Annotated in this window: 17 protein-coding genes and 2 pseudogenes; 10 read left to right on the top strand and 9 right to left on the bottom strand. The window is 40.6% G+C overall.

All coding sequences use genetic code 11. The annotated features are described in order from the left end of the window. Nucleotides 1-560 precede the first annotated feature (560 nt). The 5 genes and pseudogenes from mgtE to HWQ23_RS18085 all read left to right on the top strand — a co-directional run bounded on the left by mgtE (nt 561) and on the right by HWQ23_RS18085 (nt 5,206). Nucleotides 561-1,913, top strand: a complete 1,353-nt coding sequence (gene mgtE, locus HWQ23_RS18105; protein WP_292830603.1) for a magnesium transporter — start codon at nt 561-563, stop codon at nt 1,911-1,913. Nucleotides 1,914-2,098: 185 nt separating this feature from the next. Further along, nucleotides 2,099-3,172, top strand: coding sequence for an aspartate carbamoyltransferase catalytic subunit (locus HWQ23_RS18100; protein WP_292830601.1), 1,074 nt, complete (start codon nt 2,099-2,101; stop codon nt 3,170-3,172). Nucleotides 3,173-3,386: 214 nt separating this feature from the next. Continuing rightward, nucleotides 3,387-3,632 (top strand): annotated as a pseudogene (locus HWQ23_RS18095) (ArsR/SmtB family transcription factor); the annotation flags it as partial. A 141-nt stretch (nt 3,633-3,773) separates the two neighbouring features. Continuing rightward, nucleotides 3,774-4,238, top strand: a pseudogene (locus HWQ23_RS18090) (Clp protease N-terminal domain-containing protein); the annotation flags it as partial. A 527-nt stretch (nt 4,239-4,765) separates the two neighbouring features. After that, on the top strand, nt 4,766-5,206 hold the full coding sequence (locus HWQ23_RS18085) for a pentapeptide repeat-containing protein (protein WP_292830599.1): 441 nt from the start codon (nt 4,766-4,768) through the stop codon (nt 5,204-5,206). A 70-nt stretch (nt 5,207-5,276) separates the two neighbouring features. On the opposite strand, the gene HWQ23_RS18080 is transcribed toward HWQ23_RS18085, so the two are convergent. From HWQ23_RS18080 to HWQ23_RS18045, 8 genes are all read right to left on the bottom strand, one after another. Beyond that, nucleotides 5,277-6,617, bottom strand: a complete 1,341-nt coding sequence (locus HWQ23_RS18080; protein WP_292830597.1) for a TldD/PmbA family protein — start codon at nt 6,615-6,617, stop codon at nt 5,277-5,279. A 79-nt stretch (nt 6,618-6,696) separates the two neighbouring features. Then, the gene (locus tag HWQ23_RS18075; protein ID WP_292830595.1) at nt 6,697-7,056 is read right to left on the bottom strand and encodes a four helix bundle protein; all 360 of its coding nucleotides are present in this window, start codon (nt 7,054-7,056) and stop codon (nt 6,697-6,699) included. An 88-nt stretch (nt 7,057-7,144) separates the two neighbouring features. Next, nucleotides 7,145-8,617 (bottom strand): TldD/PmbA family protein, encoded by a 1,473-nt coding sequence (locus HWQ23_RS18070; RefSeq protein WP_292830593.1) that lies wholly within the window; start codon nt 8,615-8,617, stop codon nt 7,145-7,147. 576 nt (nt 8,618-9,193) lie between these two features. Then, a complete protein-coding gene (locus HWQ23_RS18065) occupies nt 9,194-10,018 on the bottom strand; it encodes a glycosyltransferase family 2 protein (protein WP_292830591.1) in 825 nt (274 codons plus the stop codon). 39 nt (nt 10,019-10,057) lie between these two features. Continuing rightward, nucleotides 10,058-11,359, bottom strand: coding sequence for an NAD(P)/FAD-dependent oxidoreductase (locus tag HWQ23_RS18060; RefSeq protein ID WP_292830589.1), 1,302 nt, complete (start codon nt 11,357-11,359; stop codon nt 10,058-10,060). Nucleotides 11,360-11,449: 90 nt separating this feature from the next. After that, nucleotides 11,450-11,779 (bottom strand): EamA family transporter, encoded by a 330-nt coding sequence (locus HWQ23_RS18055; protein ID WP_292830800.1) that lies wholly within the window; start codon nt 11,777-11,779, stop codon nt 11,450-11,452. 60 nt (nt 11,780-11,839) lie between these two features. Next, nucleotides 11,840-12,223: an EamA family transporter gene (locus HWQ23_RS18050; RefSeq protein WP_292830587.1), complete on the bottom strand. Its 384-nt coding sequence runs from the start codon at nt 12,221-12,223 to the stop codon at nt 11,840-11,842. 1,872 nt (nt 12,224-14,095) lie between these two features. Continuing rightward, on the bottom strand, nt 14,096-14,350 hold the full coding sequence (locus HWQ23_RS18045) for a hypothetical protein (RefSeq protein ID WP_292830585.1): 255 nt from the start codon (nt 14,348-14,350) through the stop codon (nt 14,096-14,098). Nucleotides 14,351-14,913: 563 nt separating this feature from the next. Between HWQ23_RS18045 and HWQ23_RS18040 the strand changes: the two genes are divergently transcribed. The 4 genes from HWQ23_RS18040 to HWQ23_RS18025 all read left to right on the top strand — a co-directional run bounded on the left by HWQ23_RS18040 (nt 14,914) and on the right by HWQ23_RS18025 (nt 18,729). Further along, nucleotides 14,914-17,073 carry a Tex family protein gene (locus tag HWQ23_RS18040; RefSeq protein WP_292830583.1) on the top strand — a complete coding sequence of 720 codons (2,160 nt, stop codon included), beginning with the start codon at nt 14,914-14,916 and terminating at the stop codon, nt 17,071-17,073. 13 nt (nt 17,074-17,086) lie between these two features. Next, a complete protein-coding gene (locus HWQ23_RS18035) occupies nt 17,087-17,428 on the top strand; it encodes a 2Fe-2S iron-sulfur cluster-binding protein (protein WP_292830581.1) in 342 nt (113 codons plus the stop codon). A gap of 567 nt (nt 17,429-17,995) precedes the next feature. Further along, nucleotides 17,996-18,394 carry a phage holin family protein gene (locus HWQ23_RS18030; protein ID WP_292830579.1) on the top strand — a complete coding sequence of 133 codons (399 nt, stop codon included), beginning with the start codon at nt 17,996-17,998 and terminating at the stop codon, nt 18,392-18,394. 143 nt (nt 18,395-18,537) lie between these two features. Beyond that, the gene (locus HWQ23_RS18025) at nt 18,538-18,729 is read left to right on the top strand and encodes a YqaE/Pmp3 family membrane protein (protein WP_292830577.1); all 192 of its coding nucleotides are present in this window, start codon (nt 18,538-18,540) and stop codon (nt 18,727-18,729) included. A 337-nt stretch (nt 18,730-19,066) separates the two neighbouring features. Here the strand turns inward: HWQ23_RS18025 and HWQ23_RS18020 are convergent, their stop codons facing one another. Further along, nucleotides 19,067-19,867 (bottom strand): histidine kinase, encoded by an 801-nt coding sequence (locus HWQ23_RS18020; RefSeq protein ID WP_292830575.1) that lies wholly within the window; start codon nt 19,865-19,867, stop codon nt 19,067-19,069. Nucleotides 19,868-20,062: 195 nt separating this feature from the next. Between HWQ23_RS18020 and HWQ23_RS18015 the strand changes: the two genes are divergently transcribed. Continuing rightward, nucleotides 20,063-20,287: a hypothetical protein gene (locus tag HWQ23_RS18015; RefSeq protein WP_292830573.1), complete on the top strand. Its 225-nt coding sequence runs from the start codon at nt 20,063-20,065 to the stop codon at nt 20,285-20,287. Nucleotides 20,288-20,408 lie beyond the last annotated feature (121 nt).

Here is a 20,408-nt window from a genome sequence, read left to right as displayed (position 1 = left end):
TTGCCAATGATCGATCGCGCTACTCGCAAAGTATCAATTTTTGTTTTTATGTCTCTAAGTATAGAGTAAACTAGGCACACCCAAGAGCGATCGCCAAAGCTGAAACAGATTACCGCGACTATGAAATCAAACCTGCTAACCCATTTCTGATTCTTCGTCGTCCCGGTGACTATACATGAAGTTGCTTGATACCAACACAGTACTTATGAGGTTGTAAATATTTTAACTCTATAAAGTTTGCGAGTAAATTCCTTGATTGGCAAGACACATAGCTTATAGCAGTAGTAAAATCTACTTAAAGTTATACTTATACCGAAAATTACCTGAAACTTAGGTTAATTAAGTTAGTGAGGAATATCACAGGTACTGAATATTTGGATTCAGTATCTCCCGGAGAGTGCTATTCCGGGTTAGGATGATGAACAGCGATGCCTTGAATTAGATATCGATATTGAATTGTTGAAATTTTATGGACCATAGTCCACAAGATGGCAGTATCAACCTCCTCTGAGCTGGCGAGGAAGTCTCCCAGCGCGGGGGAGACTTAGGAGATATATCTCATGCTCACACAAGATATTCGGGATTTGTTGACTGATACTACCGATTTAAACCAGTTGAAATGGGATTTAAATCGCTTACAACCTGTGGATGTGGGAGAATACATTACACAATTGCCTGAGAAACAACGTGCGATCGCATTCCGTTTACTCAACAAAGGTCAGGCAATTGATGTATTTGAATATCTGCCCACAGAGGTACAGGAAGAACTAATTAATTCTCTGCATGATGTCCAGGTAGTGCAACTTGTAGAAGAGATGAGTCCCGACGAACGGGCAGAATTGTTTGATGAACTACCTGCTGGGGTAATCAAACGGCTATTGCAAGAACTGAGTCCAGAACAAAGGCAAGCAACAGCAACGATTCTCGGCTATCCAGAAGGCACTGCTGGGCGGGTGATGACAACCGAATATGTGCGGTTGCGGGAAGGATTGACTGTAGGCGAAGCCCTGAGCAAAATCCGCCGTCAGGACGAAGACAAGGAGTCGATTTACTACGCATACGTCACAGATGACAACCGGACGCTGGTGAGAGTTGTTTCACTGCGCCAGTTATTGTTTACCTTTCCCGATGTTTTCATCAAGGATATTGCTAGCGATCGCGTCATTAAGGTGAGAACTGAAACCCCTCAAGAAGAAGTGGCGCGAATCATGCAGCGCTATGACCTAATCGCTATTCCCGTGGTTGACCGAGAAGACCGATTAGTTGGCATTATCACCATTGATGATGTGATGGATATTTTGGAAGAGGAAGCCACAGAAGATATTCAAAAACTGGCGGGTGTGAGTGGTGATGAAACAGCTTTGTCCTCTCCTCTACTCACCATCCGCAACCGCTTGCCTTGGCTGTTGGGCATCATGGCACTGTATATTGGTGCAGCCAGTGCGATCGCGCCTTTTCAATCTGTAATTGCCGCAGTGCCAGTTTTAGCAGTGATCATGCCAATATTTTCTAACACTGGTGGTACTGTTGGTATTCAATCATTAACGGTAACAATCCGCAGCTTAGGGGTAGGTGAGGTAACACCCAAAGATACCTTGAAAATTCTTCGCAAAGAACTTCTAGCAGGTTTAGCCACAGCCGTAGTTTTAGCCACAACGATGATGCTGCTTTCCTTAATTTGGGCGCGACCCCAAGAGCGATGGGTGGCTTTAATTGCCGGAATGGTAATGGCAACTAATACAATTGTGGCTGTTACACTCGGCACTTTACTGCCAATGGGTTTGGAACGACTGAAGCTTGACCCGGCACTAGTTAGTGGGCCGTTGGTGACTACAATGCTAGATACAATTGGGTTTTTAACATTCCTTACCCTGATTTCTTGTGCTTTGAATGTTTTTCATTTACCAAGTTAATCGCCGTATATATATATAGTAGGGGCGCACAGCTAGCTGTGCGCCCCTACCCAATCTTTGATACTGGAGAGAACAAGTAGCTAATTTGATATAAGACAGATGATATCATTTCCTCTGCATATGTAAATTAAAAAGCTGTAGAGACGCGACCCTCCTATCTCTATGCAGAAAACTGATTGCTATTTATGCCTACTAACACCTGGAATCGTCATCACATTCTTTCCTTAGCTGACTTCACTACCACTGAATACGATACTGTTTTGCAAACTGCTGCCAGTTTTCAAGAGGTGCTATCACGGCGGACGAAGAAAGTGCCAACCTTGCAGGGACAGGTGGTGGCGAATTTATTTTTTGAACCCTCTACTCGGACTCGCAGCAGTTTTGAACTCGCTGCCAAACGCTTAAGTGCAGATACGCTGAACTTCGCCGCAGCATCTTCCTCTATGACTAAGGGAGAGACAATTCTCGACACAGCGAAAACCTATTTGGCCATGGGAACTGATATTATGGTAGTCCGCCATCGAGAGGCAGGAGTACCGAATGCGATCGCGGCTGAAATGGATCGTCTAGGTGTACGAGTTAGCGTCCTCAATGCTGGTGATGGTCAACATGAGCATCCTTCCCAAGCACTGCTAGATTTATTTACCATTTGTACTCTAATTGACCCAGCTAGCCCCCGACTGGAACTTTTAAAGGGGAAAAAGATTGCCATTGTTGGGGATATTCTCCATTCTCGCGTGGCGCGATCGAATATCTGGAGTTTAATTGCCAGTGGTGCCCAAGTGCATCTGGCAGCACCACCCACCCTCTTACCCAAGTTATTTGCCGAGTATATCTCTGAGCAAATAGGGGGAAAAGAGCAGGAAGCAGCAGGAGACAAATTAATTCTCTCATCCCCCTCATCCCCCACTCCCCACTCCCCACTCCCCACTCCCCAACTATTTCTACACTGGCAACTAGAACCAGCTTTACAGAATGCCGATTTTGTCATGACTTTACGACTGCAAAAGGAACGCATGACGGCTCATTTATTGCCAAGTTTGCGAGAATATCATCACCTATTTGGCATTACAAGCACAAAACTGCAACTTTGTAAACCTAACGTCAAAGTTTTGCATCCAGGGCCAGTCAACCGTGGTGTTGAAATTAGTTCTGAGTTGATGGATGACCCAGAATTTAGTCTCATTCAATCCCAAGTTACCAGTGGTGTCGCCGTTCGCATGGCCTTGCTGTATTTGTTAGGTAGCGGCAAGGCTTAATTGCTATCTTTGGGTGGCTACAAAAGTCAAAATGAAACAAAAGCAACTCAGGTAAGGGACTGACAAATAAAAAAATACTCAACTACTTCTTGTGGGGTGGGCAAGATGCCCACCCCACAATATTGGGTAATTTATTTGTTGGAAGTCCCTAAAGCAAGTCTCTAACCTGTGATGCTCCTATTGACAAATTATTTATTTCGATTATTCTAGAAATATGGATAACACAGAAACGGCCCGGTATGCAGACATTTTTGCCGCACTGGGGTCAGAGCCTCGGCTAGAAATCATGCGGCTGCTATTTGCGGCTTATCCAGACGGGATGACCGTAGGAGATATTCAGGAAAAGCTAAAAATCCCGAACTCAACGCTATCACACCACTTGGAGAAGCTACGGATTGAGGAGTTAGTTAATAGCCGAAGAGAAAAGCAATTTCTGTGGTACTCAGCAAATGCTGAGACGATGGAGAATTTGCTGTCTTTTTTAACTACAGGGAAAAATAAATGCGATCGCATTATTGAGCCAGTCAACAATATATCAACACAGGAAGGGTTTATGTTTGAAACATTTTTTGAGTCTATTTTTGATAAACTTTTTGGGTTTATGTCTACCAGATTTCACCTTAGAGGTTTTGAAAGATTCACCCAAACAGCTGTTACAGCCATCTCTATTGCTCAAGGTGAATCTCGCCGCTTGGGACACCGATATATTGGTACAGAACAGATTTTGTTGGGATTGCTTGGCGAAGGTAGCGGCTTGGGATCGCAGTTTCTCACGTCTATGGGAGTAAATTTGGAAAATGCACAGATAGAGGTAGAAAAAATTATTGGCAGAGGTAAGGGTAATACACCTTTAGATATTCCCTTCACGCCCAGAGCCAAGCAGGCATTAGAACTATCGGTAGAACAATCTGGACAACTTGGTGTTAGCTATGTTGGCACAGAGCATCTGCTGTTAGGTATTCTTTGCGAAGGTGCAACAGGTAGAGGAGAGGGAGTAGCAATTAGGGTTCTGCAAAATCTTGGAGTAGACCTGGTTTCTTTAGAACAACGACTGCGAAAACCTTTGACTTAAGATGATCAGACGTTTCCACGGAAGTAGAGATGCAAAATATTGTGTCTCTATAGCGGTTCCCATGCAGATGCGGTACAATAAAATATTGCGAGGTGTAGGGGCACGGCAGTGCCTATTGGTGTCAACTTAAGCCAAAACCCTTTTCAAACCTCGTTTCCAGCCAGAGGCTGGAAATGCACCTCATTGCGGTGCTGCAAGTCTTGAGGCGGAGCCTCAGAATAGGCATTCCCAGTCAGAGACTGGGAACGAGATAAACGAGATAATCTCTAAAAGCTGCTTATAGAGTGGCTTTCACGTTAAGTTGACACCAATGGACAGTGCCGTGCCCTTACGGATGTACTTAGAATTATTACTAAAAATCTTTTAATTTTAGTCCGATCGGACTAGCTCAGAGAAGAATACCTAATCTCATAGAAATTATATGTTCCTCCGATCGCATGAGTACAGAATTCTGTAATTTTGGCACACTGGAACCGTAGAAGTTAAGAATTTAATGACTTCTAGAAGTGTCGGAGGTAAATATGAAACGAATCTTTTTGACGGCAGCAGCCATACTCAGCACGCTATCTTTAGCTGCTCCTATTCCCGTCAAAGCAGAAAACTCCGCCCCTGTCCGGCGCTTGCTGGAAACTAGAGCATGTTTGGGATGTAATTTAGCAGGAGCAAACCTCAAAGGCGCTCATCTAATAGGTGTTGACCTGAGAAATGCAAATTTAAAAGGGGCTAATCTTGAAGGTGCTAACTTAGAAGGTGCGGATTTAACTGGTGCTAATTTGAAGTCTGCTAATCTCACAGAAGCATTCGTCAGCGATACTATCTTAAATAATGCCAATCTCACCAACGTTAATTTGAGTAATTCCCGTTTATATAATAGTGACGTAAATGGTGCTGTTATGGCTAATATTGATTTAAGCGGTGCTGATGTATTTAATACTGCCATTAGCGTCGGTGGTGAATACTAATGGTGAGTAAAAATTTCCAAGTGATGAGTTAAGAGTTATATTCAACCCCTAACTCTGCACTTTTTAAGTTTTATTCACCAGTAATCGACAGTTCATCAACCCAGATTTTCGGGCAAACTCCCCCTGGCGTTAACTCTGGCTCTTTTTCTACATAAATAATTGACTTTAAGAGTTCCAAGAAATCGCCAGCAACTGTTGCTGACTCAATACTCGTCCTAACACCCTTATTAACTAGCCAACCATCAAACGGCAAAGAAAACGAACCTTGCAAGGATTTAACTCCAGCATGGAGAGCTTGTAAATCATCAATAAAAATCACATTTTCAGCAGTTTCTAAGCTAAACTCCTGCTCAGGAGTTGCTGTTCTAAAAACGTGATAAAAATTGGGACTAACGCTAACTTTTGCACCAATACTAGCATTACCTGTTGGCTGAGTATTGAACCTTTTAGCAGTACCTGCACTGTGGAGAAAGCTTGTTAAAACACCATTTTCAATCAGCGAAATCTGACGAGTAGGAGTTCCTTCACCATCAAAAGTTTCTGCCCCTACATTAGCTGGGTGAAGTGCATCATCAAAAACTGAAAGCAGAGGCGAAGCAATTTGCTTACCTAAATCATCAGGAGTAGATAGGCTTTGATTGTCCAAAATACTTTGGGCATTGAACAAGTTAGAAAAAGCACCCAACAGACTTAAGAAAGCTTCTGCTGAAAAAACAACTCGATATTTACCAGTCTTGATTTTTTCATAGTTCAAGTGACTGATAGTTTTATCGGCGGTTTCTTTGATACAACCATTGATGTCTAGATTATCTAAACTTTGGTTGATTCTAAAAGCACCTGCACTGCGTGGTTTTTTTCCATCTTCCTCAGTTTTGCTGTAAAGATAAACTGAAGCCAAAGAGTGAGATTCAGTTCTTACCGCGCCGTCGCTATTGAGATAAAACCTGTCAACATCTCTTTGTGACAAACCGTTATAAGGTACACCTTTAATTGCTGGATGAGCTGCCAGTAATTCTTTTTCGGCTACCAATAATTTTTCTATAAGTTCAGCAACAGGTGCTTGTGGTGCTTTATCCTGGGGTTTACTTGGAATAGGAGTAGTAGCCTCTGGACTAAAATCAGGAACATTTTCTTTAACACCAAAGAAACTGGCTTCATAGGCAGTTTTCAAAGCTAATTCCAGTCCCTTGGGGTCTACATCTGTGGTGCTGGTGACACCCATTGTATTATCTTCATTCCAGACACGAACAGTAACACCAGAGCGATTTGAGGCTTTGACTTGTTTTGGCTCACCTTGGTCTACTTGCACGCTAGTATCATCTACGGTTGAGCCATAAATGTCGAATTTCTTAATACCAAGCTTATCAGCATTGTCTTTGGCAGAATTTGCAATCTCATTTATATTCGGCATAGTCAATTTTAGATTTTGGATTTTAGATTTTGGATTGGAAGCGATTCCATTTTTGATATTAGATTTTGGATTTTGGATGTTAAGACTTATATTTTTCTCGTAGTGTTTTGATTGATGCAACAGTCATAGCTAGAATTTCGGTAGCTTCTTGCATGAGGCTTTTTAGTTTTTCTGCTGTCATTAAGCCAGATTCAATAAGAAGCTCTAACCAGTAAAGCGTTTCATCAGCTTCTTCTTCCACAATACCGAGTTTGGCAATTAAATCAGCTGTTGATTTAGCTCGACAGGCTGCTCGATAATTAGCACCAACTGAAGTTGCGGAACGTAATAACTGTTTGCCAATAACATCAGCAATTCTAGTTTGTGGCAGCTGCTCAACTAGACGAATAATTCGTAATGCCAGCTGCTTTGTTCTAGCCTTAAACTCCTGCTCATTCACAATCCCTTTGGGTTCAGCAATCGCTCATGGGGGAAACCCCCAAGACCGCGCTGCTTCACCAAAATCCAAAATCTAAAATCTAAAATTCTTATCGTCCACCTACGGTAATAGAATCAACCTTGATGTGTGGTTGTCCTACTGTTGTGTAAATACTGCCACTGACTGAGCCACAAAAACCTGGTGCAATTTCCAAATCTTGGGAACACATGGAAATTTTGTTCATAATTTCCTTGGCTTCACCGATAAGAATTGCTCCTTTTAAAGGTTTGGTAATTTTGCCATTTTCAATCAAATAAGCTTCATCAACACTAAAGTTAAATTGACCTGTAGCACCAACGCTACCACCACCCATCTTTTTACAGTAAATACCTTTATCAACAGAGGCAAATACTTCATCAGTGGTGTACTCGCCAGAATCAATATAAGTATTACGCATCCGGCTAGCGGCGGCAAAGGTATAATTTTGGCGGCGTCCACTTCCAGTTCTGGGGTGCCCGGTGCGTGTAGAACCTGTTCTATCTGCTAAAAAGTTTTTAAGAACGCCTTTTTCAATTAATAGGGTTCTTTGAGCGGGCATACCTTCGTCATCCATATCAATTGTCCCGAAGGCATTTTCAGAGCGCCCTTCATCCCAGGCTGTCAAACTTTCGTGGGCAATTTTTTCGCCTTTTTTGTCAGCAAAGGGAGTGGTATTGCGTTCAATTTGAGTGGTTTCTAGTAGATGTCCGCAAGCTTCGTGGAAGATTACGCCGCCAAAGTGATTGGCCATAATGATCGGGTAGGTACCCGATTCCACGTAATCTGCGTAGAGCATTTTTCCCGCAGATTCTGCTATTTTCTCAGCCGCTTGTTGAGAATCCCAAGTTCTCAAGAAGTTGGCATCGCTAGTATTACCTGCGCGATCGCCAATTGAGGTACGATTAGCACCATCAGCACACAAGAGGTTAAATCCTACTGACTGGGTGAGACGGATGTCACGAGCAAAAGTACCATCACTGGCGGCGATTAAAACTTCTTGCCAATCCCGGAAATAGGTAGCACGGCGTGATTGGACGTGGCTAGCTTTTTGCTTCAAGTGGGCAGTACCATCAAGGAGAACTTCTCCCATTTCTCGGATGGAGCTACACACTGGTAGCCATGCATCTTTACCTCTTTTGGTGGCGTAATCTCTCAATAATTCCAGGTTGATTTCTGGGATGAAAGCTTTAGGAGTAGGTAGTTGCAATCCCAAGATAGAAAGACCTTTTTCTAAGGCTGCTTTCAAACCGGAAAAAGAAAGGTCATTGGTGCTAACGTAGCAGTCAGCTTTGCCGCGAAATACTCTGACTCCCGCGCCTGTAGACAAACTGGGTGAAATACTAGTGATGGCGTCGTCTTCTGCAAGACAACTAATATAGTTGCGACGCTCTAAAAATAATTCGATGAAGTCAGCACCAGCGGCGCGTCCTAGTCCCAGCAAGGTAGCCAGGGGGGCTTCCCAGGTTTCATCGAAACGCTCTGGTGTGGAGGAATATTGTAAGGTGGGAAGTTGATTCGAGAGAAGTAGCGTACTTGTAAGCATGGGTAGCCTCGTCTGCTGGCGTAATTCAGAGATTTGACTGAAAAATCGTGGTGTGTTCAGTCTAACAAATGAGTGAAAGCCACAGTTGCTAGAAAAGCGGTGTGGATTTCCCTCCTCTTGTGCAACGTCTTAGCAAATTCGCCCACAGACTCAAATAGGACTTACGCAATAACTCTCTGAAACCCTTATTTGTTTGTGTCCTTTGCGACGGTAGCCGCTACAACTATTGGAACCCCCGCAAAGCGCTGTCTCTCCTTTGCGGTAGCCTGCGGCAAGCAGCTTTGTGTTTACATTTTTTGATTATTTTGCGTAAGTCCTATAAACAAAGCCCGCAAAGGCGGGCTGAGATTTTGAAAGTTCGCACCCTTGAAGGTGTCGGTATAAAATGAAATGCACCTATATATATGTATTTAACTTGCACTCTTTTCAACGAAGGGAGTAATGATGCTAGGAGTGGAACGCGAGAAACCCCACCTATAGGCAGAATACAGAAGCTTCCTGATGACTAGCTTATATTAAACATCCAATCCTGTTTGCAGGAAACGCTTCATTTAATCCAGACTATCCTTCTGAGGTTTATTTCCTATTTGTGATTTTCAGTGGAATTCTTGCTGTTTCTTGCTGATTGAAAGCCTGATTTGAATTGTAACTTTGCCCTGTCGATGATAGATTCTTAAACAAGACGTTTAGGGTTCGAGTAATAGTTTTAAGAACTTTCATTTTGCTGGCACTCGGTTTTTGGTCATATCTCAAAACCATTGGAATTTCTATGATTTTTGGTTTGAGCGGTTTCGCTTTCAGCAGTAAATCTATCATGCAAGCAAATCCACTTTCAGTGAATAAACTCTCCCCATAATACATATCTAGTTTACTGACGAAAGTACGGTTATACAGCCTGTAACCGCAAGTATAGTCTCTTACACCTGGTACACGGGCTGCAATTCTAAAAAGCCAGCTTGCTCCGTAGCTCATTATCTCTCTAAATGTCCCTAAGCCTATGACTTTAGAGCCTTTTCGATATCTAGATGCGATCGCAATATCATAGCTACCAGCTATCATCGTCTCATACATCTTGATTAATAGTTCTGGTGGTTGAGTGTTGTCGCAATCCATCGCGGCTAAAAAATCACCTTCTTTGGAAATTTCTAAGAAAGTCGCGAAACCTGTTTTAATTGCTTGACCTAAACCAGCATTTTTAGGATGTTGGACTAATTTCAGTGATATCCCCAGTGATTGAGATTCTTCTAAAGCAGTTTGAGCAGTTCTATCCCTGCTACCATCATCAACAAGAATCAGTCGTATCTCCATATTAGAGATTTCCTGCAATACCTGAAACTTTTTGAACAAGGGGCGGATTGATTCTTGCTCATTGTATGCGGGTAAAAGAACGAAAAGACTCATAAGTACCTCGTGTGATTTTCAAAATATCATTCTCAATTTTCAAGAATTCAGTAATGTTGATTTCTTGAGAAATTCATCGACCTGTCGCACAACTGCGTTGTTGTTAACGCTATCATTGACCAACTGTGAGGTATTGACGACGAAAAAATCATCGTTTTCTGTACTCACTTTTGGAACAAGGCTTGAATAATCTAAAACTTGTAGTGGCTGTACTTTAATAGCTCGATTAATGTGTGCTGCGACAATATCATCTGCTTTGAGTTCTGGGAACATCAAACGTATACCCTGGAAAAATACTTGGCGCAATTCATCATCTGGCTGTTTTAATAACGGGTCAGTGGAAAGTATATATTTTGGTAAGAATGTCATGTGATATCCTGCTGTCTCTTGCAAAGAAACTAAGTTACTCATACCGATGACTCCGGTAAAAGGAATATTTCTATCGGCAATATTTACTACGTAATAAGGAACTAAAGCCTTGCGAGTAATAAGTACCATGCAGATTACACCCAGGTATTCTACTTCACCACTGTCTGAAACTTTCACCAATCCATTGGCAGCAACCTGTTGCAGAATATTAACTGGGCCAGTAAAGATGACTTTATCAAAATGTTGCTTTTTACCCTGATATTCTACCCACATTCCACCCCCTGGATGAGGTGCAATATATTCCACTGCAACACCTGTGTGGATATGACCGCCAGCCGCATAAATTAATTTTTCTATATGGTCAAAAACAGTTTTGTAACCGCCTGAGACATAACCAAGTTGTTCTTTATTTAATGAAGAATCCCGCGCTGAAAATAGTCGTTTGATATAAGCCCAAATAAAAACGGCTGATATTCGCTTATAGTTCTCTCCTAATTTGGATAGAAGCAAGGGTTTCCAGAGCTTTTCGTATGTATTTTTCCCACCGAGTTTCAATAGCCAATTTTCAACTAAAATCTTCTCTAAGCGTCGCCAGTTATTAAGGCGTGAACCATACAGGAGAGTAAAAGCTAATCTGATTTTACCTATAAGTCCAAAGAGAGGAAAGCGGAGAAATTCTATAGTGTTACTAATAGAATAAAATTTTTGATTGTCGTAGAAGCCTGTTAAACTTCGATGCCAACGCAGTTTATCTCCCAGACCAATATCTCTGAGAAAATTTATTAAGTGAGTATCAGAAGGTAGAATAACGTGATAAAAGCGATCCCAGGTAAACAACCCGTAATCATGATAGGTGGTAAGCCCACCAAGCTGCTTATTGCTATCGAATACAGTTACTATATGTCCTTGATTTGAAAGACGTTGGGCTAATACTAGCCCAGTTATACCCCCGCCAATGATACCTATATTCATAAATTTAATTTAGATTTTGCTAGGATGTTTTCGAGAATTATATTCAGAAATTCTTAATATTAATAACCTGATCCCTTCCCTATTAAGCTATTAATGTACAACCAGAATTACGCCAGCTATAATAACGGAAATTCCTAACCACTGGCTAAACACAACCTCCTCTTTTAAAAGATAGTGACAAGCAATCGGTATAAGTGCATACATTAATCCTAGAACTGGAAATGCTTGACTCAGAGGAATTGTCCGCAATACATAAAGCCATAATATAGTCATAAATGTATAGCAGATAAACCAAATCAAAAAATAAGGAGAGAATAATAGATTTTTGATAGATGTGCTTTCTCCCTTAGTAGGGCTAGAAATGTAAAGCCCATACTTGAGTGATACGTTAGCTGTTGTTCCGAATAAAACTACAAGCATTAAAATTAGCCAAGTAATGATGTTCATTTCTCAATATTTTTTGGAAAATTAATTATAAATTTATATAGACTTTTTAAGTGGAATAACCACTAAAAGAACACCCAGAAAAATAGTGATAACCCCTGCTATTCGAGTTAATGTAATCAACTCGTTAAAAAAGTAGGCTGAACCGAAAAGTATGCCGACGTAATTTAAACTAGTGAGTGGATAAGCAATACTCAATTTAACAGAGCGCAGAGCCAATATCCAATTTACTACTCCCAAGCAATAAACACTAACAGCTAATGCTAATTGTTGAATAAATACCCAAGTAAATATTCCCTCGGTTGTATGGCTCATGGTATGCTTCATCAGCAATTGCCCAGAAATACTAAATAAAATACTGACGAACAGGATGATATAAGGAATTACTTTAAAGTTGGAAATTTGCGAGATCGATTTCATAGTACATTTGCCTCAATCGAGATAGTAGGTATGAACCGGACAGTAAACAGCCCGTTGTTTTGAACGTTTCCGATCTCGGTAACACCTTCTGTGCAATTCGGCTTCCACTTCAGTAAATAGACAACAAAATTAGGAAGGCAATGTTGAAGGGACTAATATCAAAATGACTGCTGAAGCTGATGTCCTAGAGTTAGTAACTAAATACTATGCCGCTTGCAGGATGGTAGCTGTATTATGGCAGCGTCCGATATTATCGGAGTAGAGTAGGCTAAATTGGTTTACTCGGTTATATTCCCAGACAAACCAGTTTTATTACTTGGCAATTGGCATAATCAATTTCGGCTTTGCCCAACTGTGAATTACAGAAATCTTCCGTGTCAGCCAGTTATTCATCAAGACTACTTCTGGCGCGATCGCAATATCTAGGTTATAAAAGATGCAGATGTAGCGAAGGTTGAAGGCTTTGCCACAAATTATCTGTGGACAAAGTTTAGCAGTGTACCCTTCTGCTGAACTCGGATTCGACCCGCATCTTCAACAGATGCAAATCAGAAAATAAAAATGGATTGCCAGAATTTTTAATTAATCCATACATTAATTTTGATCATTTGTATGCTACTGTATAAATCTTGCTGAAGACACTACCGAACTTCTTAAGCCATTAACTTAACTGGATTGATAAATGTTCTTAATTTTCTCCAGGAAAGTTTATTAATTTACTGACTATACATAGAATTTCTCCAGATTTACAGACATACTTCTAACCTTGGCTGGTAACTAAGCCGATTCATAAAAATTTGTACTCAAATTGAGTGTGTATACGTGCTCTTTTTGGACATGGCAACAGAATAATTAACAGAAGTCTCTTGTCTGCGGAAATTATACCTAGATGAATCTACAATAATTTACTTTAGAGGTTTCTGCGGAATTTTACTGAATCTTCAAATTGAGTTTTTGAGGACAGTAACAGCTAATGTGAACTAGCGTTGGCTGATCAACTCGGAGTAAATGTTGATTGCATCTGATTTCAGATGTTTTTAGATTACTTAGTATTAGGTATGGCTTAACTTGTTCTTGATTACATGTAGTTTCACTAGAGGTTTAGTTTAACTTTATTGCTACATGTAATTACTTACTAGAATACCATGAGAAAAGCGTGTTGCAAATTTATCGCCCCACTTCATCAAAAATTCATTTATCGAAAATATACTTAAACACAAACTTCATAAAATCTAAACTTTCCTCTAGAGAAAATTTTCTTTTTAAGGGTTTGTACATTTATGATCTGAAGCGCTTTCTGGCTAATAAACTTGGAGAAGTAGCGATTTAGTCTCAGACTCTAGAAGTGCAAAGCTAAGAGTTTGAGAAACCAGAATTTAAACTTGAACAACAGTGTAAGCGACAGCAAATAGTATTACAAAATTACACTAATTACAGCCAAATTATAGATAGCAGATGATAGTCTGAATCGGTTTCTATTTATGCACGAAAATCTTCAAATTCAGATATCTCAGACAAAACTTAGTTGAGGGTTAATTGAGACACTAAGTAAGTCGGAACACCGGATTTCTGAATTCTCTGATCAAGCTTTATTTGATACTACGATTGAGTGTAAATATACTTTTAAAAGTTGGCGTCGCTTTACAGATGGAAAAGCTCAACAATAGCTAACCATAGCGTTTATGGGCTGAAGGATAGGAAATATTTCATTTAAAAAGCGAGTATAAAGTGGTCAAGACCATACTCCTATGGAAGAATTTACGATAAAAAAATTACCAACTTCCGTGTTTAAAGACATTACTGAGTTAGCTGTATTATAGTTTCCAGCAGTTGATTTAAAGTTGAGAAAAAATTATTCCGTGGTAGTTGGCATTATTTAATTTCTCTAGGTTGTTTTCCTGTACCTTCAGTTTGTTTGGACTCATTTTCCTGTAAAAGTCTGTTGGTAATGATAAAGACAATGATTAACAATCCAAACTGAATCTGCCAGGGTGCTAATACTAAAGTTAAAATCAAGCTAATAGCTGCAAATACACCTGCAAAATATGCAATTTCATCAGTACTCTTTTTAAAGAAGTAGCCAGTGGCTAAAGCAGTACACAGTGGTATCAAGAAAAACAAAGGCATTTTTTTTAACCTCTGAACTAAAAGCTGTTGTGCTTATAAAACAAATTGAAATTAAAACAAATTGAAATTGTTTTGGGAATTTTGGTTAAGTTTACATCGAATAAGGTTTGAGCCACAACAGTCGAGCGAAATAAATATTATAGAAAGCCAAGATTACGCAATGTCGTATATTACACCAATTGGAATAATTATTGCGACAGATGAAGCGCCCAAAAGCTTGGGGAATAACTCCTCATTCTGTGGTTGATGCTACGAGTAAGCTTGCTTTAAGAGTAAGAATAGGAGACGCTACTAAATTTATTAGTGTTTTTAAACACATAGTTTCTTTCAGTGAGGCTCGTGCCGATTCAGCATAGCTGCGCTATCCTATACAAACTCTCGTCTACCTACGGGGATTGAAAGGGGTTAAAACTTGCGTAGGTGGGTTTTGTCTATTTCGCCAATTGTATTCTTGTGAGCAATCATCTGGTAAATTAGCTTAAAACTTTGGCTTTGCGCCAGGATAAGGATCTAGCATATTACCTTTAGAAGTAGCTTTTTCATTTTTTCATTTTAGATACCTAATGCTGAACATTCCTCAACTACTGGCAAGTGAAATAAACCTCAAGCCTCATCAGGTGCAAAACGCACTGGAACTTTTGGCGGAGGGTGCAACAATTCCCTTTATTGCACGTTACCGCAAAGAGCGCACCGATGAGATGAATGAAGTGCAACTACGGGAACTGGCTGATCGATATACTTATTTAACAGAACTGGAAGAACGAAAATCGGTGATTTTAAGTGCGATCGCTCAACAAGGTAAGCTTACAGATGAACTCAAAGCCAAAATCTCATCCTGCTTACAAAAAACGGAACTTGAGGATTTATACTTACCCTATCGACCAAAGCGACGCACCCGCGCCACTATCGCCAGAGAAAAAGGACTCGAACCACTGGCGGAGTTCATCAAGTCTCTAAATGTCAAAAATGCTGCAACGGCTTCCCTAGAGGAAGAAGCGGCTAAGTATATTTCGGAGACTCAGGGAGTAAAAACAGCAGAAGAAGCGCTCAAAGGTGCTGCTGACATTTTAGCGGAAGAAGTAGCTGAAAAAGCTGAGTTACGCGCATATATCCGCGACTATCTTTTAGAAGAAGGGGTATTTGTCTCCCGCATCAAAGATGATTATCCTGAAGGGACAACCAAATTTGAGATGTACCGTAACTATCAAATTAGGGTAAAAAATATTGCACCCCACAATATGTTGGCGTTGTGTCGGGGTGAAACTGAGAAAGTATTAAGCTTTGAAATTGCTTTTGATGAGGATACGGTACTTTACTATCTTGAGTCGAAAGAAATTAAAACCAAAGTTCGGACAATTCGGGATTTTTATCAGTCAATGCTGAAGGATGCATTCAACCGTTTGATGAAAATCTCTCTAATGGGAGAGGTAATTTCTGAGATAAAAATCTATGCAGACATAGAATCAATTAAGACATTTGAAACTAATCTGCGGGAGTTGCTGCTGTCTGCACCAGCAGGGATGAAACCAACGCTGGCGATAGACCCTGGATTTAGAACTGGGTGTAAGGTTGCAGTCCTCGACCAAACTGGAAAATTTTTGGAATACCAAGCCGTATTTCCCCATCAAGCGGCTGAACAACGACTCAAAGCAGCACAAACTGTCAAAAATCTGATTGAAAAGTACAAAATTGAGTTAATCGCCATTGGTAACGGTACAGCGTCCCGCGAGACAGAGGAATTTGTCACGCAAGTATTGCAAACCATAGAACGCAAACCAGTTAAGGTGATGGTGAATGAGTCTGGCGCATCTATATATTCTGCCAGTACTGTGGCGCTGGAAGAATTTCCCGATTTAGATATTACCGTGCGCGGCGCTATTAGCATCGGTCGCCGTTTACAAGATCCTTTGGCGGAATTGGTGAAAATTGATCCTAAATCCATTGGTGTGGGACAATATCAGCACGATGTCGATCAGAAATTGTTGAAAAAGAAATTGGATGACACCGTAGAAAGCTGCGTTAACTATGTCGGCGTAGACTTGAACACCGCCTCCAAAGAACTTCTGACTTCCGTCTCTGGGATTACGGCAAGTGTTGCCAATAACATTGTCGCTCATCGTAATCAGAATGGAGCCTTTAAAAATCGCCGACAACTTTTGAAAGTTCCGAAGTTAGGGCCAAAGGCTTTTGAACAAGCAGCAGGTTTTCTGCGGATTCGCGGCGGTGACAACCCATTAGATAATACAGCAGTGCATCCAGAGAGTTATTCTGTAGTAGAAGCGATCGCATCTGATCTAAATGTGCCATTAAATCAGGTGACACAAATTGCCGAAAAACTCAAAAAGACCAACCTGAAGAAATATGTTACCGATAGCGTTGGCGAACCCACACTACGCGACATCCTCAGCGAACTAGAAAAACCCGGTAGAGATCCCCGTGCTGAGTTTAAGTATGCCACCTTCAGAGAAGGAATTAAGGAAATCAGGGACTTAAAGGTGGGAATGGAACTAGAGGGAATCGTGACGAATGTCGCCAACTTTGGCGCGTTTGTCGATATCGGCGTACATCAAGATGGCTTGGTGCATATATCCCAACTTGCTGATAGATTTGTAGACGATTCCAACAAAGTTGTTAAAGTCGGACAAGTAATTAAAGTGCAGGTGTTAGAAATCAACGAGAAACTCAAGCGGATTAGTTTGTCGATGAAAGCAGTTAAACAATAATTAGAAACAGCAGATGGCAGTTTATCAAGTTCGATTCATCAATCCTACACTTGGGTTAGATCGCACCATTCCAGTACCAGACGATCAATATGTTTTGGATATGGCAGAAGAAGCTAGCATCCGCCTACCATCTGGGTGCAAACAAGGCGAATGTTCTGCTTGCGTCGCCAAACTCATTAGCGGTGAAGTTGATCAAAGTGAGCAAAAATTTCTGCGTCCAAGTGAAATACAGGCTGGCTATGTTGTTACTTGTGTAACTTCCCCTTTGTCTGATTGCACTTTAGAAACCCATCAAGAACAAGTCTTGTATAAATCAGCCCTTTACTATCAGCGTGAGTCGGGAAAATCTCAGTGATTGTTGCCCTGTGACATTAAATTAATCTTAAATTTGTCGGGTGTGTTAAGATAACGCACCCTTAAAAACCTTGTGATTACCAACATTTATGTAACAATAAAGTGTAGCAGTGACCGACATCCCACCCATAACTTAAGTTCTGGGCTAATAGCTCAAGTCCACTTAAGTGGACTGGAATTTTCGCTTATATAAAGTCTAGTCATCTATATCGCTTAAAATCTTATATTTAGTCCTCTTAAGAGGAATGCAAGCTATTAGCTTTGGAATTTATTCCCAAGCGGGATAGCAACGAAGCGAGTGATTGAAAAGATGTGGGTAACGACAAGCCCTTAAAAACATTGCATCACGGCACTTGCGAGTTTTGCAATTGCTCAAAAATAGTAGGGGCGCATAGCTAGCTGTGCGCCCCTACTTTCGATTGCATCTATATTATAACCGCTATATTTTTCTCAATGATCGGCCTAACGGTAGAAGCAAATTCTATCTTGCAAGAGAGGTTAAAACCTAGCAGATAGTTAAAGATTAGATAAGAAGTTACAAAAAATCTTTAGTGATTAGGTAAGAAAAATGCTAACACCATTATTAACCGCCCTAGCTACAGCTTTGAGCCTGTTGATTGTTGATTTAGTTGTTCCAGGCGTTAATATTGCTAATTTTCCCGCAGCTATGATTGCTGCTTTAGTAATTGGTTTAATTAACGGTTCAGTTAAACCAGTTCTGTCTGCTCTTTCTCTACCACTTAACTTTTTATCATTTGGAGCATTTTCGCTCGTCGTCAACGGTTTGTGTTTCTGGTTAGCAGCAGTGCTAGTTCCTGGGTTCGCAGTTCGTGGGATTATTGGTTTCCTTCTTGGGCCAGTTATTCTAACTTTTGCTAACACCTTCATTAACAACTACTTTGTTGAAAAGAACCTTTTAGCCGGCAGTGGTGATATTAAAAGCCAAGATCAGTTACCCTCTAGATAAGTATCAGTAGGAGTAGAAAGATTAGTTATATTCTGTTTCTACTCCATATAAAATCTCCGAATTAAGATAATTCATTAGGTAGATTTCCTAATTCGGTATCTTCAAGAGAATGTAGTTAAACAAAATCACAAAGTTGTAAAATCATGAAATTAGTTCGTTTTCTTCTTGGTTTGTTAGTGCCTCCTTTAGGCGTTTTCTTGACAGTTGGCGTTGGCCCGACTTTGTTTATTAACATTTTGCTCACAGTTCTAGGTTGGCTTCCCGGTAGTATTCATGCAATTTGGGTGATTGCCAAGCATGATGAACAACTTAATGAAGGGGGACGTATTTACTAATACGCAAGATTAATTTTAAGTATTTCCAATCAAATAGGGTGCGTTAGGTAGAACACCGTAACGCACCACTTTTTTTATGTATGGAATCTGCCAATATCTTTAATGCAAGAATTTTGAATTGTTAATTGTCATATGATGTCCGGGCAATTAAGCATAATACCCGGAACCCCACCCCCAACCCCAGGGGAGCTAAAGCGCAGCTTTTGCGGGGTGGGGTTCTTTTATTATGGGTAACTTGGCGAACATGATATCAATCCCTTATACAGGGATGCGTTACGGCTTTAGCCGTAACGCATCCTAATTAAAATTTACTGAGTTAAATGAACATCAAAACAGTCTATTTATGAATAGTATCCCGCTTTTTATCAGCAGAGTCCTTATCTTTGAACAAGTCAGCCGCCGTTAAGAGTAACTGTCTCAACGTTTGTTTGATTTGGCGCTCTTTTTTCGCTACAGATGTACCAGCTTCACCCAGTTGCTCTTCTAGCTGCGATCGCTTCTCTCCTACCTGTGCAGCCATAGATTCTGCTTGAGGACGAGCTTTATCATACCAGTGTTTAGCCTCGTCTAGATAATCTTGAACTTCTAGAGAACGTCCGCCATGTCGTGCAGCTAAGTTAGCTCTAACAATCGCTAGCTGCGCTTGTAGTTGCGCGTAACGCTTCTTTAACAATCCTACTTCTTCACTATCTTTAATAGCATTGACAGCAGAATCAATTGCAGTTTTTGTACTAGCAGGTTTTTCCTTACCCGTCTCTTCAATCTCTGCCAAGATTACATCAACCTCTTGTTGGAGTTGTTCTTCTTCACCATCCAGTTGAGCCTGTAACCTCTTTATATCTGTCTGAGTTTTAGCAATGTTTTCGTGTCTTTGACTATTAATTCCTTCCAGCGCTCCTTCAATGGAAGCTGTCACTTCATCTTTGAGTTCGCTACCTTTTTCTTGGAAGTTTTCAACTACAGCAGAAACTGCATCTCTAACAAGGCTACGAAGTTCAGTAGAACCTTGTTTAAACTCAGAAGATACTTGAGAAACTGCGGATTTCACAATTTCTCGAATCCGATCAGTTCTTAATTGTCCGGTTTCTTTCGCTTGTTGCAGGTCTGCTTGAATTTGTTGTTTGATATTGTTAGGCATTTTTAACTCTTGGGATTTAAGTAATTTGGATGGATAAAATTTTCTAGAAATGTTCCTACATCAACATTATGGCGTAGTATGATTCGGCTCGGCACTTCCTTTAGATAGAAAATCACAGCCCCAAAGAGGTGATGTGTAACATCTTGCCCATTTGTGAGATGATTAATATTTAGTGGTAGTAATTGAGACTGAAACATGTGGCGAGTAAATATTACTTGTTCGGGCGATGCCTGGAAGCGATATGGTACTGAATTTAAAGCGATCGCAGAGAAATATCAAGGTGAATTGATTGGTTCCAAAAAAATGCCAGATGGGACGCGCATCATGTCCTATAAAATTGAAGATGTTGGTGATGCAGAAGCCTTTCAAGAAGATTGTGCAAATTTTACTGGATTTACAACTGACTTTGAATCCCTGTAGTATTGGTTCGCACACTTATGCCTCCAACTAGTATGTCAAAATCGGAAGAGGTGAGTGAAAAAACTACTCTTCTCACTCCAAACTCTTAACTCCTAACTCCTAACTCCTCACTCCTAACTCC

Origin of the sequence: Nostoc sp. JL33 (genome assembly GCF_017114985.1) — a bacterium.
Lineage (GTDB): Bacteria > Cyanobacteriota > Cyanobacteriia > Cyanobacteriales > Nostocaceae > Nostoc.
This window is presented reverse-complemented; position numbering and strand designations above follow the sequence as displayed.